Here is a 16,400-nt window from a genome sequence, read left to right as displayed (position 1 = left end):
GGATGAGGCCTAGAGATGCACACCGAGTAGCCCCTCAAGTGCTGTCGCAATCACACCGTCGCAGTCGCCCCGTGCTTCATCGACCACACGAAGAGCTGTGGGCGTGTCAAGGTCGTCTGCCAGCGCAGCGCGCAACTTATCGACGACACCGAGCGCCTCGTCTTCAGACACCTCGTTCGCCAGAGCCTCACGCCACCGGTCGAGTCGCTCCTCAGCAGTGTGAAGAATCGCGTCGGAGAAATCACGGTCTTCCCGGTAGTGCTGGGAAAACACCGCCAGCCGGATCGCGGAAGCCTCGTGGCCTTGCTCGGTGAGCTTGTGAACAAAGACGAGGTTACCTAGTGACTTCGACATCTTCACACCATCAAGTGCGATCATGCCCGCGTGCACATAGTGGCCGGCCATCCGGTCCACGTGCAGCGCGGCCTCTGCGTGCGCGGCTGAGAACTCGTGGTGCGGAAACGCCAGGTCCGAACCGCCACCTTGGATCGCGAAACTTGCCCCTAAGCGGTTCGTCGCAATCGCGGAGCACTCCACGTGCCATCCCGGACGACCTGGGCCGAACGGCGAGTCCCAGGCTGGCTCGCCCTCACGGTGACCACGCCAGATCAGCGCGTCAAGCTTGTCGCGCTTGCCTTCACGCTCCGGGTCACCACCGCGTTCAGCGAAGTACTCCTCCATCGTTGCTCGGTCGAGGTTCGACTCGTAGCCAAACTGCTCGGTTGCATCGATCGAGGCATACACATCGCCCTGGTCGAGTGTGTAGGCCACGCCTTCGTCGAGAAGCTTCTGCACCATCTCGATGACCTCATCGACAGACTCCATCGCGCCGATGTAATCGCGCGGCGGGATGACGGAGAGAATCTCCATGTCACTGCGGAACAGATCGATCTGGTTTGAGCCGAGTTCGCGCCAATCCACACCGTCACGCTCGGCTCGCTCGAACAGAGGGTCATCAACATCGGTGATGTTCTGTACATAGTGCACCTTGTGACCGTTAGCGATCAGCTGACGCTGCACAAGGTCGAATGTGAGATAGGTGGCAGCGTGTCCCAGGTGGGTCGAGTCGTATGGAGTGATACCGCAGACATACAACCCCACTTCGCCCTTCGCATCCGGCGTGGTATCCACAGGTTTCACCTGCTGATCAGCGGTGTCGTAGAGCTTCAGCGGCACCGAAGTGCCGGCAACGTTAGGAACAATTGGGTTCGGCCAAGCTTGCATGCGCCCAACCCTACACAGGCTGCATGACACCAGTGCCAAGCAGAATCATCACAATGACACCGAGTGGGATGCGGTAGGCAGCGAACCAGGCAAACGAGTGGTTAGAAACGAACTTCAGCAACCACGCAATGGAGATGTAACCGACGATAAAGCCAATTCCGGAGCCGACAAGCAGCTGCATTCCGGAAGCCGCCTGGCCCGCTTGCGGGTCGAACGCATCGGGCAAGGAGAACAGACCAGACGCGAGTACCGCAGGGATAGCCAGAAGGAAGCTAAACCGGGTAGCCACCTCGCGGTCGAGGTTGAGGAACAAACCACCCGAGATCGTTCCGCCGGAGCGCGACACACCAGGAATCAGCGCTAGGCACTGCCACAGGCCCATGAGAACGGCGTCCTTCATAGTCAGCTCCTCAAACCCACGGGACTTCTTGCCGCGGCGTTCCGCAAGAATGAACACCAGAGAGAACAAAATGAGCACGGTCGCGGTGATCCACAAGTTGCGGAAGTTTTCGCGAATCAGATCCTTCAGCAACACACCTGCCAACCCGACTGGGATCGTGCCGGCGATGACCATCCAGCCCATGCGGTAATCAAACCCTCGCTTGGCCTTGTCGAACAGTCCAGCGAACCACGCGGTGAGAATCCGCCAAATGTCCTTGGCAAAGTACACAAGTACGGCAAGCTCGGTACCGAGCTGGATCACAGCGGTAAAACTTGCGCCAGCGTCCTCCCCCCAAAACAACTCTGAGACGATACGGAGGTGACCTGACGAGGACACCGGGAGAAACTCCGTCAAGCCCTGCACGATGGAGAGGACGATCACCTGTAGCCACGACATCATGGCTGCACACCCTACTCCGCACCGCGCTTGATCACTGAACGCAGCAGGCTGATTGCTAGGCTTACGTGCGTGATTGTTCGACGTACTGCTTCCCGTTTTACTGCCGCACTCTGCCTTAGCGCGGCGTTACCGCTCGCGCTGGCAGCATGCAGCGCCACCCCGAACGCAAAAATCGAGGAGGCGGGTGGCGACGCCGCAGCCAACATGGGCAGCGCCGAACCCGCCCAGTCCCCTGCGAGCGAGAACCCGGCTGGGCGTGTAGTGCAGTTTGAGGCTGTGCGCGACCTCGACACGACAAACGGTGTTGTCGGGGTGCGCACAGAAAACGCTCTACTGATTGGGTCGATCGACGACATTGCCAACGGCAAGGCTGAAGAGCATCCACTCGACGCGTCGTGCGGGGATGTATCTGCCAGCGATGGGTCGTTCGCAGTGGCGTGTGATGGGGCTGTCAACGTCTTCGGCCAAGCCGCGCAAACTATTAGCACCGACCTTACGGTGACTTCGGCGACTGTTGTTTCCAGCGGTGAAGTGCTCGCTGCAAGCGATACGGAGCGCAAAGTGTGGGTGTTTAAGGACGGGGAACTGTCGGACACGATCGATGTTGCCCGCGAGACCGACCAGCTGCAGGCGGTTGCCCTTGACGGCCAAGATGACGCGGTAGTTCGCATCAGCAGCTTCGACACCACCATCCAGGATATCGACTGGCAGGGCTCCCGCCAGGGTGGCACGCTGCGCGTTGGCCTTGGCGTGGGCAAGGTTGCCGCAGGCGAGCACGGGCTTGTGCTCGCCGCCGATTCGACTGGCAACCAGATCCACGTCTACACCACCGACGACATCATTCGTCTCCAGCAGAGCGCACCTGTGCCGGAAGGCCCGTGGGACGTCGCGTGGGATTCGTCGCAACGCCTTGCATGGGTAAGTTCCTTGGCTGAAAACACCGCAACCGGATACGACATCTCCCAGGGTGTGCCGATCGAAAAGAAGAGTTTCGCCACTGTCGCGAACGCTCAGAGCATCATTTCGCTTGATGACGGCACCGTCGTCCTCGCATCCGCCACCGGCGATGGCATCCAAATCGTCGCACCCGACGAGCAGATTAACTAGGAGACCAACATGAGTCTTTACGACCGCGCCCTGCAACTGATGTTCCGCATCCCGCCGGAGCGCATCCACGGCATCATCAGCGGTGGCCTGCGTGTGCTGGATGCCGCGAGTCCCATCAACCGCGCACTCGAGAAGGTTGTACGCGTCCACGACCCCGTGCTGCGCCAGACAGTGTTCGGCGTTGACTTCCCTGCCCCGCTCGGACTTGCGGCTGGGTTTGATAAAAACGCTGAAGCTATCGACGCCTGGGGCGCCGTTGGCTTCGGCTACGCAGAGATGGGCACGGTGACCCCGAAGCCGCAGCCGGGTAATCCCGCCCCACGCCTGTTCCGCCTTCCCGCGGACAAGGCAATTTTGAACCGTATGGGGTTCAACAACAAGGGTGCACTCGTTGTCGCAGATAACCTGCGCAGCAGGAAGTCCGACGACATCGTCGGGATTAACATCGGCAAGAACAAGACCGCCGAGGACGCTGTAGCCGACTACCGCGCAACCGCTACCGCCCTTGGCCCGCTGGCCGACTATCTCGTGGTCAACGTGTCCTCCCCGAACACGCCGGGTCTTCGCGACCTGCAGGCGGTGGAGGAGCTTCGCCCCATCCTTTCCGTGGTGAAAGAGTCGACCACCACCCCGGTGCTGGTCAAGATCGCGCCAGATCTTTCGGACGAGGACATCGACGCTGTTGCAGACCTCGCTGTCGAACTTGGACTCGACGGCATCGTGGCGACCAACACCACGATCTCCCGCGACGGGCTGCACACCAATGCAGACGAGGTTGCAGCCATGGGTGCGGGTGGCATCTCTGGTGCACCCGTTGCGGCACGCTCACTCGAGGTGCTCAAGCGCCTCTACGACCGCATCGGCGGCCAATTGGCGATCATCAGTGTTGGCGGTATCTCCACACCCCAACAGGCGTGGGAACGCATCACTTCAGGTGCCAATCTGTTGCAGGGCTACACGCCATTCATCTACGGCGGCCCGGGTTGGATCCGGGATATCCACCGGGGCATTGCTGCACAGATTAAGGCCCACGGTCTGAACTCTATTGAGCAGGCCGTGGGCAGTGGGCTTGAGTGGAAAGCGCTCTAGGCCTTCGGTTGCACGCTGCGCCGTAGAATCACGGCGCAGAAGCCCGCGGCGATAGCCCAAGCGACAAGCCACACCGGCGTCGTCGTGAATAATGCGGTGTTCGGCAAAATTACCCCAAGGCCGATCAAGACGATCGCGATGAAAAGGGCGATAACCTGCGTGCGCGAGCCTTGCTGCTCTTTGTTCGTGGTCGCAAACGCACCGACGAGAGCGACAGCCACAAGCACCGTGAGCACCTGAGGGGTGATCACAAACCCCTCATCACCACGGGTAAATCCGACGACTGCATAGAGGACGAGTGCGGCGGCAAGACCTAAAAAGGCGCCGCCGACGCGAAGCTGCACAGGTACCATTCGCCGAATACTACTGGTTCTCGTACCAACCCCAGATGATTGCCCGGCCCAACGAGTGGAAGTTCAGGTTGAACCCGAGCTGCGTTGGGTTCGCGATCTGATCTGCCGGCAATTCCGTGTCCACCGCGTGGACTACGAACAGGTAGCGGTGCGGCCCGTGGCCTGCCGGCGGGTTTGCGCCGTAGAACCCTTTAACTCCGGAATCACCGGTGAGCACAACCGCGCCGACGCCCAGGTCCTCCTTGGCGCCTGCGCCAGCAGGCAGCTCGGTGATATCTGCCGGGATGTTGAACGCGGACCAGTGCCAAAAACCTGACGCGGTTGGTGCGTCCGGGTCGAAGCACGTCACTGCGTAAGTCTTCGTCCCCTCAGGCGCACCTTCCCACGCAAGCTGCGGGCTGGTGGCGTTATCGCCGGCAAGTGTGTCGTTGAGACGCTCGCCGTCAACAATGTCATCCGAGGTCACCGTGAACGAAGGCACGTCCGCCAGGGGCGCATACGGGTCGGGGCCGGGGAAACGGTCTGAAACATAGGAAGCAGTCATAGACCCATTCCTACCTGAAAACAAGTGACCCTCGCCACTCCACGCCTCAAAGAGTTGTGCATATCTCCCACCGCCAGCAAGCAGCTCGGCATGGGTGCCGTCTTCGATAATGCGTCCTGCCTCCATCACCAGGATGCGATCAGCGGTTGCAGCTTGATCGAGGCGATGCGCGACAACCAACGCCGTCGTGCCTTCAGTAATCCTTGCAGCAGCATCTTCGAGCGTGTTTGTGGCATCACTGCCCGCCTCTGCTGTCGCTTCGTCCAGGATGAGGATCTTCGGACCTGCCAACGCCACACGCGCGAGCGCGACCTGTTGCTTCACCTCGGGTGGGAGGTCATCTGCGCCTGCTCCCACAGCGGTGTCGAGCCCATTGGGGAAGAGTCGGGCAAACTGCGTGCTGTTCGGATCCAACCCGACACTGGCGAGCGCCTTGAGCAAAACAGTGTCGTCACTTCCCGGAGCAGCCATAGACAGGTCTTCGCGCAGCGTGCCCGCGAAGATATGCACGTCCTGGGTGAGCAGGGTGACGTTCTTCGCAGTCCAGACGTCGCTGACTTGGGAGGTATCTACCCCACCAACTCGGATGCTCCCCGAAGTCGGCTCCACTAAGCCTGCGATAAGCGCTGCCAGCGTGGATTTGCCCGCGCCAGACGTGCCGACGAGCGCCGTCATCGTGCCCGCTGCGAGCGTCACCGAGAGGTCCTCAAGAACGTTAGCTCCGCCGGGGTAGGCAAAGGACACGTGGTTGATCTCAACGTCTTCAGGCACATCGAGGTCATCAGGTACCACGGTGGCCGCTCGGCCGTCCGCCAGTTTGGCCAAACTCACCGCGCGCCCAACAGACGTGGCGGCGCTTTGGAGCTCTCCGATGAAAAACAGCGCATTAAACACGACGACCTCAGCACGGATCACCATGAACACAGCAGCGCTGGCCTCCCCAGGTGTCACAGCGCCTGTAGACACCAACCAGGCACCCACACCAAGAGTGAGCAGCACCCATGCTGCGAAGGCGAACTGTCCGATGCCCATGAGACGAATGAACCAGGGCACACGATCCATCGTCGCCTCCACCGCACCCCAGGAGGTGCGACGCATGCGCCCAAGCGCCCAACGTTCTAGTCCGAACGCGCGAAGCGTCGGCAGGCCACGCACCGTATCAAGCAGCACTGCGTTTCTACGAGCCTCCGCCACACTCACTGCGTTCGACGCAGCAGGGATTGCACGCACAACGGCTCGCGCGAACGGGTACGTGCAGATACCGACTATGACGAGGATGAGGGCAAAGCGGACGTCGATAAGCAAAAGCCCGAGAAAGGTAATCGGAAACACGAAGGCTGTGGTGAGGACCCTGGATCCGATCGCGGTGATCGTTTGCACCACATCATCGATGTCCTTCGTCATGCGCGTAATCACGTTGCCGGTGCCCAACTCCATCACCCGCGGCACAGGCGCGCGCAAGATAGCGTCGAGGCAACGACGGCGCAGATCGATCGACGCACGGGCGACCTTCTGGCCCACCACATAGTTGCCCAGACCACGGAGGGACAGCTCGATCAGCATGCAAAACATTGCCAATGCGATGGCCCAAATAAAAGCACTGCTGCCAGAGCCGAGCCCGGGTATCGAGCCACCGATCAACGGGTCAACGCTGCGCCCAAACAGGTTCGACTGTGTCGTGTTCACAGCAACGATCACAGCCTGGATACTCAACAGCATTACCCACCACCGACGATCCAGTGCGTTCGGCAGTTCCGCAAGGTACGCGAAGGTCTCCTTCACCCCAGCGGGGGCAACGGCATCGACGCGCTCGTATTCACGCTTCATTTACTGCACCTCCAATGCGTTACCTGCAGAGCGCCACGCGGCATTTCCAGTGATCACTATGGTTGTTTTGTCCGCGCGTAGCGTCTTAACCGCCGCAACGACGTCAGCTTGGGTGACAGAGTCCAGCCCTGTTGTTGGATCGTCCAAAATGAGCACGTTCGGATCCGCTGCGAGTGCGCGTGCAAGTGCCACACGTTGCCGCTGCCCGCCCGACAAATTCAGCCCCGCCTCCCCCAGCGGCGCATCAGGCAATTCACCGTTCTCTCGGACACCTCCGAGGCGACGCAGAATGTCCTGACAATGCGCCGCAGCGAGCGCCTGCTTGACGACGACTGCCGGCAAATCACCGCGCGGATTCACGTTATCCGCGATCGTGCCCTCAAATACGTTGACGGTGTGCGGTGGGAACAGCACCCCCTCACGCTCCGCCCATGCCTCAACGACCGCAAACGATCGCTCATCCGGAGCGAGGATCCACAGCCCTGGACCGGGGATCGCGTTGGAGGTTGGCTGCGGCTCAGACACCTTTTCGGCTGCATGGTGCAACTCCACGATGCGCTTGCCACTGGCAACCGCCCTGCCCCACCCACTAGCTAGGTCACCGAAGGCAAATCCCGCCATATTCAGCGCAGGCGGCACTAGCAGCGCAACCGATGTCATCTGCCCAGGCGTGATCTCTCCGCGAAGCGTCAACCAGGCAGCAAGTGCCACGATCGCCAGATTGCACAGCCAAGCCACCACAAGACGAACAAAGCCCAGCCCGACTTCAACCTTCAGGTGCTTCAAGATCAATGTCCTGGCGTTGGCCGTCTCAACTGCAAAACGTTGTGCAACAGATGCACCCGCGCCAAGGCCCTTCACAGCACGAATGCCTTGAGAGACATCCGTGGCCAAGCCCGCGACATCCGCTTCCGCAGCGCGACGCTTCAACGAGATCCGTGTCACTGGTCCTGCGGTCCACGCCGCAAAAAGCCCAATGATCATCGCGCTAACCGGAATGGCAAGTGCCACCCACGGGGACACAGACCACATCGCCACCACTGCACCCGCGGCATAACCGATCGCCATAAGCGGAAACGACAGCAGTTCGCGGTACCGTCCGACCGTGCTTGCGTCTGCATCGATCGTGTTAAGCACCGTACCCGGGCTCATCGCGCCTGCACCATCGCGCAGCACTCCGGAGGATAAGTGCAACCGGGCGTTGTGGGTAACCCGGCCAACCGACGCTGCCGCAAGGCCGTCGCCGGTTGCCTCACCGATGAACGACAAAACAAAAATGCCCACCAGTACCGCAAACAGCCACCACGCGTTAAACGTTTCTTCGCCAAGGAGACCGTCCACGATCATGCCGACCACCACCGGCACGAACGCTGCGATACCGGAGCCAAAGAGGTAGCTCAGAATATGCAGCGCGAGCACACCCGGGTACGCGGAAACCATGTCCCGAACGACCCGGTTACCTTCCTCCCATCGCGCCGGGTGGAGCCGGGCGGGGTCATGAGCAGGCGGAACTTGTGGGACGAACCAGCGGTACGTCAGCATTCTGCGCGGTGGAGCTATCACCCCGCAAAATTTAGCAGAATCTGCGCGTTATGCTGGCGATTTGGTACCTGCAAGAACCGACCCTATAGTAGTGCAGGTGCCCAGCCGAGAGGCTGAACAAACACCCTAGCCCGGGTGGCGGAATGGCAGACGCGCTAGCTTGAGGTGCTAGTGTCCTATTAACGGACGTGGGGGTTCAAGTCCCCCTCCGGGCACAGATAAGTCCCGCTCAGCAGTCAATAGAACTGCGGAGCGGGACATTTATATTTACAGACATGGTCGAGGAGTGCGTATGCCCAAGATATCGGGTTCCGCCCGCAACAAGCTCGTACTCGCAGCGCTTATCGTCGTGTTCATAGCGGGCTGGGTGTTTCTCGACGTCCCACCGCTCTCCACACTTCGCACCTGGGCTGACACACTCGGCCCCTGGTTCCCAGTAGCGTTCTGGCTGCTCTATATCTTGATTACCCAATTCCCTATCCCGCGCACCGTGATGACCGTCTCTGCCGGCATTCTTTTCGGTTCGGTACAAGGGATCCTGATCGCGATTACCGCGACGACAGTCAGCGCAGTTATCTCACTGTTGATCGTGCGCACTCTGCTGCGGGATTGGGTAGAACCGCGGCTGACACATCCTGCTGTTGAGCAGATCAACCGGCGCCTCGAAGAACGCGGCTGGCTCGCGATTTTCAGCCTGCGCCTCATTGCAGCCGTTCCATTTTCCGTCCTCAACTACGCAGCAGCGCTCACGCGCGTTCCGGTGTTGCCGTTTGCCATCGCAACGTTTGCGGGTTCACTTCCAGGAACCGTGTTGGTCACTATCTTTGGCGACACCCTCACGGGTGAGGCAAACCCTGTGGTGATCGCAGTGATGGCTGTATTGGCAGTGATTGGCCTTAGCGGGTTGATTCTCGACGCACGACTTCCGGCGCGTAAGTAAAGGCTCACGGGTAGACCCGCGTAGTATTGGCAGGCATGATTGCCGTGCATGCGAAATACAGGGGCCGCGAAAAAGGGCGTGCTACCGTCGTCGAGCGTTCCGCGGAGGCGCTTGGCACTCTCCCAGGCATCAGCCCGTTTGAAGTGCTCGGTGTTGAAGATATCCGCACCCTGGTGGATGACGCTGAGGCTTCGTTAAACCTGATCATGGCGCTGCTCTCCGACGGCAACTGGGCCATCGGCCTAGGGGTCGCTGCAAGCAACAGCGATGCCTTGAAAGCTGCCTCAAAGGCGGTTGGGGTGAAAGCGGGCCAGGTGCGTGTGGTCGTCGACAAGCAAGGCGCAACTACTGAGGCTGCGGATATCGCTGCCGCATTCGCACTGCTGGCCCACGTGCTGCACAAGCGGACATTCGAGGGACGAGAAGCGACCTCGCTCGTGCGCCGCGGGCTGAATCAGAATGAAGCAGCAGCCGAGCTCGGCATATCCAAGCAGGCAATCAGCCAGAGGCTCCAGGCAGCGGGATGGCCAGCCGAACAAGCCGGCTGGCAACTGGCCCTCAACCTGATTACTCGGGCTGCTGATCTGGCTGATTAAGCGGGTTCGACACCTGGTCATTGAACCCGAAATCGGTCGGCTTGTTCGCAGGGGCACTGATCTCTCGCAACCCCGAGTCGCTGGAAGCGGTGTCAGCGGTAGGTTGGGTCGGATCCGGATCGTCCACGTGCTTGTTCGCCACCGCGCGGGCCTCTGCAAGCGCCTTGGCTAGCTCCGGGTCGGTCGAGGTGTCGAACCAACGCTCCGGATTGCCCTCATCGGCCATCTCAAGATCGCGCTCGTCAACCTGCGCCGCCTCGTAGCGGAACACTCCGTCGTCGTCCTTGTTGGCAAACGCCTTGGCAAACTGCTGCAACGAATCGCCGAACTGGGACGGAATCATCCACATCGTGGCCGCCTCGTTGTTGGCAATCTTCGGCAACTGGTCCAGGTACTGGTATGCCAGGAGTTCCGGCGTCACTCCAGAGGACTTAATCGCGGCGTTCACCTTTTGGATCGCACGCGCCTCACCCTGCGCAGCGAGGTACTTCGCGGCACGCTCACCTTCGGCGCGCAGCATCATTGCTTGACGCTCAGCCTCAGCGGCGAGAATCGCTGCGTGCTTCTCACCCTCGGCAGAAAGAATGCGAGCCTGCTTTTCACCCTCAGCGGTTTTGATGTCGGACTCGCGCTTACCTTCAGCGGTGAGGATCATCGCGCGCTTTTCGCGGTCCGCCTTCATCTGCATCTCCATGGACTGCTGAATCGACGGTGGCGGATCAATCGCCTTGAGCTCCACGCGGCTAATGCGCAGGCCCCACTTTGCGGTCGCAGCATCTAGCTCACCGCGCAGGCGGCGGTTAATGGTTTCGCGAGAGGTCAGCGTCTCCTCAAGCGTCATGCCACCAACGACGTCACGCAGCGTTGCCGTCGAAATCTGCTCCACACCGACGAGGTAGTTGTCCACGCCGTAGATGGCCTTCGCAGGCTCGTTGATCTGGAACGTCACCACCGTGTCAATCGCCACGGTCAGGTTGTCCTGGGTAATTACTGCCTGGGGCGGGAACGACACCACGCGCTCACGCGTGTCTACGCGCGCACGGATGCGGTCGATATACGGCACCAGGAACGTCAACCCACCGGACGCAGTGCGCGTGTAGCGTCCCAGACGCTCAATAACCGCAGCTTCTCCCTGCGGAATCAGTTTGATCGACGCTGTAAGCAGCGCGATAAACAGAATAAGTATGACGGCGAAGGTAACTAACCCACCCATTTAGGACTCCTTCCAAACGACGGCTACGGGTCCGTCGATATCGTAAACGGTCACGTGGGAACCTGCAGGAATAGTTTTTGCCGGATCCAGGGCGCGTGCCGACCACAGGCTGCCGTCGAAACGCACTTGCCCACCCCCGGGGCCGATGTCCTCGACAACCTCTGCACGACTTCCGACGAGCGCGCGTGGCGTCTCATCGAGCACCAGCGGCTTATCCATCCGCTTGCGCAGACGTGGCCTTAGGAAGAACCAGAACAGCAACGAGGAAGCGATAAACACCGCGACTTCAGCTGCAAGTGGAACGTCGAATAAGGCGACCCCCGATGTTGTCAACGCACCCGCAGCGAGCATGAGCAGCGTCAATTCGCCCACGCCAAGCTCGAGTAGCGCGAAACCTGCCGCGACAATAAACCAAATCAATGCTCCCACGGCGCAAATCTTACATGTGTGTGAGATCTTCCTTCGTGAGCTCGGGATTAGTGACGAAGTCCACCAGTCTCTCAACTGCACCGATAAGTGTTGAATCCAAGTCGCGGAAAGTGCGCACGGACGATGAAACGCGGCGCCAGCCTTCCTTTGGATCAGACCAACCCAAGCGACGGCACACGCCCGTCTTCCAGTCTTCGCCGTACGGAACCTCCGGCCAGGCGGCGATGCCGACGCTCTTCGGTTTCACCGCAGCCCAGATATCGATGTAGGGGTGCCCCGTCACCAACACATGAGGTCCTACATTTTCGACGAGCCGAGCCTCCTTAGTCCCCCTAATGAGGTGATCGGCGAGCACACCGACGCGACGGTCCGGTCCAGGTTGGAACTCGTCGAGACGCATCTGCAGGTTGTCTAGCCCTTCCAGATACTCGACGACAACCCCCTCAACATGCAGGTCGTGCCCCCACACCTGCTCAACGATCGCAGCATCGTGGATGCCCTCCACCCAGATGCGTGACGGCATTGCAACCTTCGCCTGCACGTTAGCAACCTTGCGTGAGCCCGAGTTGGAGCGCTTTGGTTCGTCGTTACGCGGTGCAACATATCGGGTGAGGGTGACACGCTGCCCTTCGACCATGAATGCCCCCGGCAGCATTTTGAACAGCCGCTGGGTTCCATAGCGGTCCTCCAGGCGGACGAAGTCGCCGTCGTAGGTTCGCTCGAATCCAACCACTGCGCCAACAAAGTCGTTGCCGACGATCTCCACGATGATGCCTGGCTCTGCAGGCATCTCTGGATACGTTGGCCTCCTCTTACGCGCGTGGCCTTGAAAAATATCTCCGCTATACCGGCTATCTCCCATAGTGGCTCCGTATTCTATCCCCCTAGCTAGACTCAACTGGATGCACACGCGCGCTCAGGTCTACTCGCCTCTCCAAAACACTGCAGTGTGGCTTGCCGCATGGCTGTACAACATCGAGTCCACGGACGACACCCTCGACGCGTTAACAGACCTTGGCGGCACCCACACCTATTGCGACGCCCCCATGGTGCAATTGCTTAGCGACGTCCGCGCCGCCGCCGACCTTGAGTCTCCGGATCCAGTTATCCGCTTGATTCTGTGGGGGCCAGGACAGGCACCGCGCCTCCGAGCTGGATCCCCCGCAATGGACGCCCTCTCCCAGGCTGGTGCGTTGGTTGTCCGGGGAGATGGGATCAGCCACATCCTTGTCCCCGACTACTCGGGGGCGGAAGTGCGCTGGCGTTGGTTTGAAGAAACTGAGCGGCTGCCGGAACCGGATTGGCTAACTCCAGGTGAGGCAGATCAACTGCTGTCGCGCGCAACCGATGAAGCCGCCGTTTTGATTGAGGCGGCTGGTGGCACCACGAAGGAATTGCCAAATCCCCGGCTTACCGTCGGCACGCTCGCTGATTTCTACGACACCCCTGGGCTGCCGGCTGGGGTGACTGCGCGAGCGGCAAAGCTTTTTGCCAGGGCTGACCGTGTTGCCGCGACGATCGAGACGGTAACGGAGCGCCTCGACGACCACTCCTTCGACCCCCACCTGTTTGCACTGTGGCGGCACGTCCGCACCGCCCGCATGGCGGGGGTCGCAGACGCAGTGATCGATTACCGGCGCGAATATCTAGCGAATTAGTTTGCGCTACCCGGTCGGCCCGGGTGCTTCAACGGCTCGCAGCAATGCGGCTTGCACGGCGCGCCGTTGACGGTACAACCCTGAACAGTAACGTTAGACAAGGTTTCAGGCTTGTCACCATCGGCGATAGCTTGCGCGATATCGACGACCATGCCAGCGAAATCGGGCTCGAGCCCCACCGTCGCAACGCGATCTAGCGTGATGTTGCGTGCCTCGCAGGCCTGTCGCAGCTCGGTGTCGAGGTCCCAGATCACCTCCATGTGGTCGGTGATGAAGCCGAGTGGCACACAGATCAAGTGCGTAAAGGTGCTGTCTTGATCATGGAGCTCCTCGGTGCGATCTACGATGTCCGGCTCCAACCACGGCGTTGCCGGATTGCCGGAGCGAGACTGCCAGACAACCTCGTACTCTTCGACGCCAGCTTCCGCGGCGACCAGCCGGGCCGCCTCATGCACCTGCCGTGAGTACAGGTTGGCATCCTCCGGGCCACCTGAGACATTATCCGCAGCATTCGGAACACTGTGAGCAGTGAACAGTACTTTTGCACCAGCCGGCGCTGCATCGACGGCGCTACGCAACACGTTCGCCATAAGCCGCACGAACGTCGGGTGGGCGTAGAACTGCCAAAGCTTGGTGTACTCAAGCTGCGGTGTCACTTCGCGGATCCTCTGGATGTCTTCGTCGTACTGTCGGCAGGCCGAGTACCCACCCCATGCCGAGGTCGCGAACACCAGCACGCGCTTATGCCCGTCAGCCTCCAGCTGCTTCGCAGTATCTTCCGCAAAGGGGTGCCAGTTCCGGTTGCCGAAGTACACCGGAAGTTCAATCCCCCGAGCCTCCAACTGCTTTTCGATGTTGCTAATCAGCACTCGGTTCTGTTCATTGATCGGGCTAACACCACCGAAGTGGAAGTAGTGTTCCCCTACCTTGGCGAGCCGCTCACGCGGAATCCCGCGGCCACGGGTGACATTCTCTAGAAAAGGAATAACCTCGTCCTTTCCTTCGGGTCCACCGAAGGAAAGGACGAGGAGTGCGTCGTAGTCGTTGAGAGCCATAGCCTTGAGCCTAGACTGTGGCCCCGAAAAATTAGAGCAGGCGGACCGCGTTCGGCGCCATGCCGGACCAACGGACCGGAGAAATCTGCACGTTCATGCCAGACTGGGGTGCCTCGATCATGGTGCCGTCGCCGAGGTAGATAGCAACGTGCTGGTTGCCGCCCGGACCCCAGAACAGCAAGTCGCCGCGCTGCGCTTCGCTCGCCGGCACATGCGTGCCGCGCTGGTACTGGTAGCCCGTGTAGTGGGGCAATGCAATGCCAGCGCCGGCGAATGCGTAAAGCACGAGGCCGGAACAGTCGAAGCCAGCTTGACCGCCACCTTCCAAGCCCGTGGTTGGACCGTTTGCATCGCCACCGCCCCAGACATACGGCGTGCCGATCATCGACTGAGCGCGTGCGATAACCGTCTCAACCTGAGAGGCGTCGGATACGGCCGCAGAGGCAGCACGAGCCTTCTCAGTAAGATCTGCCGCAGTCTGCACCTGCGGCAATACGTCAGCCACAGTGCCTGAGGTGTTATCGACATTGCCCAAGGCACCAGTGAGCCCTTCTGCGAACGCAGTCACAAGTTGGCCTGCGTCACCGCTATTCACTGCATCAGAGAAGGAGCCGTGGTTCGCAGCAACGCCGCCAACCAGGGCTACGCCGACGGCGATGGCACCAGCCTTCGCGATAGCGTCGTCGTCAAGCTGTGGCAAGCCTGCTGCCGAAGAAAGCGCAGCAACCTGGGACACGTCGTCGGACGTCGTATCTGAAGAAGAAGTCTGGGCGACAACACGCACGGCATCCACGATGGCCTCACGGCTCGGCTCGCCGGCTTCAGGGGAGGTACCAGAGATGCGCTCCCGAACACGGTCCACGACCTCTTCTGGGACCTCATAGGTGGCATCGCCGCGCGAAATGGTCAGGGTTGAAGCGTACGGGCTGGCCACAGGGCCCTCCGTTGTCCCATCGGATGCTTCCTGCTGCTCAGGCGCGCGCTGCTCCTGGAGATCAGATTGCGCTGCTTCAAGCTCGCGTTGCGCGGCGTCGCGCTCAGCCGTGCTTGCCTCGAGCGCTGCGCGGTTGTCGTCGAGAAGCTGACGCGCTTGCGCCTCCGCAGCCTCGGCTTCTTGAGCAGCCGAGTCGGCAAGCTCACGCGTCTGACGCAGCGTCGACTCTTCGTTCGCCGCCTCTGCACGGGCCTGCTCCGCTTCCTGCAGCTTCGCACGCTTTTCTTCAGAACGCTGGCGCAGGAACAGCGAGCGATCCAGCACGTCGCGCTGCGTGTCCTTACCGCTAATCGACGTGAGCACATCGCTTGTCGACGCCCCGCGATACTGGGAACGGCTTAACTCATCAAGCTCGGTGCGCAGCCTTTCGACGCGAGCCTGAGCCTCGTCCAGTCGACGCTTAGCTTCCTCTTCGCCGAGGCGGGCCTGCTGGGCCTTTGCATGAGCGTCGTGCAAATCGACGAGCGACTGGTTAACCGCCTCTTGCAGTTCGCCGAGGTTCAAGTTTCGGGCGTCCACGTCCGCTTGAGCGCGGGTGACTGCGGAAACGAGTTCGCTGACGGTAGACGTCGAGCTCTGACCAGAGGCAGCCGGGCTGACGAGGCCCACCGCCAACGACACGGTAACGACACACGCGGCAGTACCGAACACATTACGTGCACGTCCAAACCGGGTGCCCCTAAGTGGATTTGCCACGAAGGTGCTCCTTCACGCCGCACGCGCATACCGTGGCAGGCCTGCAGGTGATCAAGAAACCTGCAGGCGCGCCAAGGCACACATAAACCCTGACTAGGGGTAGGAACGTGCGGCCTCGATGTTGACTACTAACGCGGCAGCGCGAAGAAGTAGCCACCACAAGAATCCGTGGCGCTTCAACAATGTTTCAGGATCTCGGCGTGCTTCCCCACAAGCCCGATCCATCAGTCGAACGCTTGACTAGAGCGCTCAATGAAGCTTCACGCGAAACGTGTGACAACTATCGACCCGC

The 16,400-nt window shown here is 60.6% G+C and carries 15 protein-coding genes, 1 tRNA gene and 1 pseudogene; 6 read left to right on the top strand and 11 right to left on the bottom strand.

Features of this window, described 5'->3' with window-relative positions; all coding sequences use genetic code 11:
• Nucleotides 1–9: 9 nt before the first annotated feature.
• Both mshC and HMPREF2785_RS09280 read right to left on the bottom strand, forming a co-directional pair.
• Nucleotides 10–1,224: a cysteine--1-D-myo-inosityl 2-amino-2-deoxy-alpha-D-glucopyranoside ligase gene (gene mshC, locus HMPREF2785_RS09285; RefSeq protein ID WP_070615053.1), complete on the bottom strand. Its 1,215-nt coding sequence runs from the start codon at nt 1,222–1,224 to the stop codon at nt 10–12.
• A 10-nt stretch (nt 1,225–1,234) separates the two neighbouring features.
• The gene (locus HMPREF2785_RS09280; RefSeq protein ID WP_070423249.1) at nt 1,235–2,062 is read right to left on the bottom strand and encodes an undecaprenyl-diphosphate phosphatase; all 828 of its coding nucleotides are present in this window, start codon (nt 2,060–2,062) and stop codon (nt 1,235–1,237) included.
• A 72-nt stretch (nt 2,063–2,134) separates the two neighbouring features.
• Between HMPREF2785_RS09280 and HMPREF2785_RS09275 the strand changes: the two genes are divergently transcribed.
• Both HMPREF2785_RS09275 and HMPREF2785_RS09270 read left to right on the top strand, forming a co-directional pair.
• Complete coding sequence (locus tag HMPREF2785_RS09275; protein ID WP_070615051.1) at nt 2,135–3,172, top strand: YncE family protein; 1,038 nt, start codon at nt 2,135–2,137, stop codon at nt 3,170–3,172.
• 9 nt (nt 3,173–3,181) lie between these two features.
• Nucleotides 3,182–4,261, top strand: a complete 1,080-nt coding sequence (locus HMPREF2785_RS09270) for a quinone-dependent dihydroorotate dehydrogenase (RefSeq protein ID WP_070423162.1) — start codon at nt 3,182–3,184, stop codon at nt 4,259–4,261.
• Here the strand turns inward: HMPREF2785_RS09270 and HMPREF2785_RS09265 are convergent.
• The 4 genes and pseudogenes from HMPREF2785_RS09265 to HMPREF2785_RS09255 all read right to left on the bottom strand — a co-directional run bounded on the left by HMPREF2785_RS09265 (nt 4,258) and on the right by HMPREF2785_RS09255 (nt 8,425).
• Complete coding sequence (locus HMPREF2785_RS09265; RefSeq protein WP_070423161.1) at nt 4,258–4,614, bottom strand: hypothetical protein; 357 nt, start codon at nt 4,612–4,614, stop codon at nt 4,258–4,260. The genes HMPREF2785_RS09270 and HMPREF2785_RS09265 overlap by 4 nt on opposite strands.
• 10 nt (nt 4,615–4,624) lie before the next feature.
• Nucleotides 4,625–5,158 carry a YbhB/YbcL family Raf kinase inhibitor-like protein gene (locus HMPREF2785_RS11640; protein ID WP_070423160.1) on the bottom strand — a complete coding sequence of 178 codons (534 nt, stop codon included), beginning with the start codon at nt 5,156–5,158 and terminating at the stop codon, nt 4,625–4,627.
• Nucleotides 5,159–5,182: 24 nt separating this feature from the next.
• Nucleotides 5,183–6,985, bottom strand: a pseudogene (locus HMPREF2785_RS09260) (ABC transporter ATP-binding protein); the annotation flags it as partial.
• The gene (locus HMPREF2785_RS09255) at nt 6,986–8,425 is read right to left on the bottom strand and encodes an ABC transporter transmembrane domain-containing protein (protein ID WP_371326011.1); all 1,440 of its coding nucleotides are present in this window, start codon (nt 8,423–8,425) and stop codon (nt 6,986–6,988) included.
• 231 nt (nt 8,426–8,656) lie between these two features.
• Between HMPREF2785_RS09255 and HMPREF2785_RS09250 the strand changes: the two genes are divergently transcribed.
• From HMPREF2785_RS09250 to HMPREF2785_RS09240, 3 genes are all read left to right on the top strand, one after another.
• A tRNA-Leu gene (locus HMPREF2785_RS09250) sits at nt 8,657–8,742 on the top strand.
• Between the two features lie 77 nt (nt 8,743–8,819).
• Nucleotides 8,820–9,467 carry a TVP38/TMEM64 family protein gene (locus HMPREF2785_RS09245; RefSeq protein ID WP_070423157.1) on the top strand — a complete coding sequence of 216 codons (648 nt, stop codon included), beginning with the start codon at nt 8,820–8,822 and terminating at the stop codon, nt 9,465–9,467.
• A gap of 35 nt (nt 9,468–9,502) precedes the next feature.
• The gene (locus HMPREF2785_RS09240) at nt 9,503–10,063 is read left to right on the top strand and encodes a MarR family transcriptional regulator (protein ID WP_070615049.1); all 561 of its coding nucleotides are present in this window, start codon (nt 9,503–9,505) and stop codon (nt 10,061–10,063) included.
• Here HMPREF2785_RS09240 and HMPREF2785_RS09235 read toward each other — a convergent pair.
• Genes HMPREF2785_RS09235 through HMPREF2785_RS09225 form a run of 3 tightly spaced genes read right to left on the bottom strand, consistent with a single transcriptional unit; the run spans nt 10,035 to nt 12,567 of the window.
• Nucleotides 10,035–11,276, bottom strand: a complete 1,242-nt coding sequence (locus HMPREF2785_RS09235) for an SPFH domain-containing protein (protein ID WP_083308955.1) — start codon at nt 11,274–11,276, stop codon at nt 10,035–10,037. The two genes, HMPREF2785_RS09240 and HMPREF2785_RS09235, sit on opposite strands and share 29 nt — an antisense overlap.
• Nucleotides 11,277–11,705 (bottom strand): NfeD family protein, encoded by a 429-nt coding sequence (locus HMPREF2785_RS09230; protein WP_070423155.1) that lies wholly within the window; start codon nt 11,703–11,705, stop codon nt 11,277–11,279.
• 10 nt (nt 11,706–11,715) lie between these two features.
• Nucleotides 11,716–12,567 carry a DUF3097 domain-containing protein gene (locus HMPREF2785_RS09225; RefSeq protein WP_070615047.1) on the bottom strand — a complete coding sequence of 284 codons (852 nt, stop codon included), beginning with the start codon at nt 12,565–12,567 and terminating at the stop codon, nt 11,716–11,718.
• 40 nt (nt 12,568–12,607) lie between these two features.
• Here HMPREF2785_RS09225 and HMPREF2785_RS09220 point away from each other — a divergent pair, with 40 nt between their 5' ends.
• A complete protein-coding gene (locus tag HMPREF2785_RS09220; RefSeq protein ID WP_070615045.1) occupies nt 12,608–13,363 on the top strand; it encodes a hypothetical protein in 756 nt (251 codons plus the stop codon).
• On the opposite strand, the gene HMPREF2785_RS09215 is transcribed toward HMPREF2785_RS09220, so the two are convergent.
• Nucleotides 13,360–14,418, bottom strand: coding sequence for a ferrochelatase (locus HMPREF2785_RS09215; RefSeq protein WP_070484805.1), 1,059 nt, complete (start codon nt 14,416–14,418; stop codon nt 13,360–13,362). The two genes, HMPREF2785_RS09220 and HMPREF2785_RS09215, sit on opposite strands and share 4 nt — an antisense overlap.
• Nucleotides 14,419–14,449: 31 nt before the next feature.
• Nucleotides 14,450–16,108 carry a DIP1281 family NlpC/P60 protein gene (locus HMPREF2785_RS09210; protein ID WP_070615044.1) on the bottom strand — a complete coding sequence of 553 codons (1,659 nt, stop codon included), beginning with the start codon at nt 16,106–16,108 and terminating at the stop codon, nt 14,450–14,452.
• Nucleotides 16,109–16,400: the final 292 nt, after the last annotated feature.

The organism is Corynebacterium sp. HMSC067D03 (assembly GCF_001811185.1).
Lineage (GTDB): Bacteria > Actinomycetota > Actinomycetes > Mycobacteriales > Mycobacteriaceae > Corynebacterium > Corynebacterium coyleae.
This window is presented reverse-complemented; position numbering and strand designations above follow the sequence as displayed.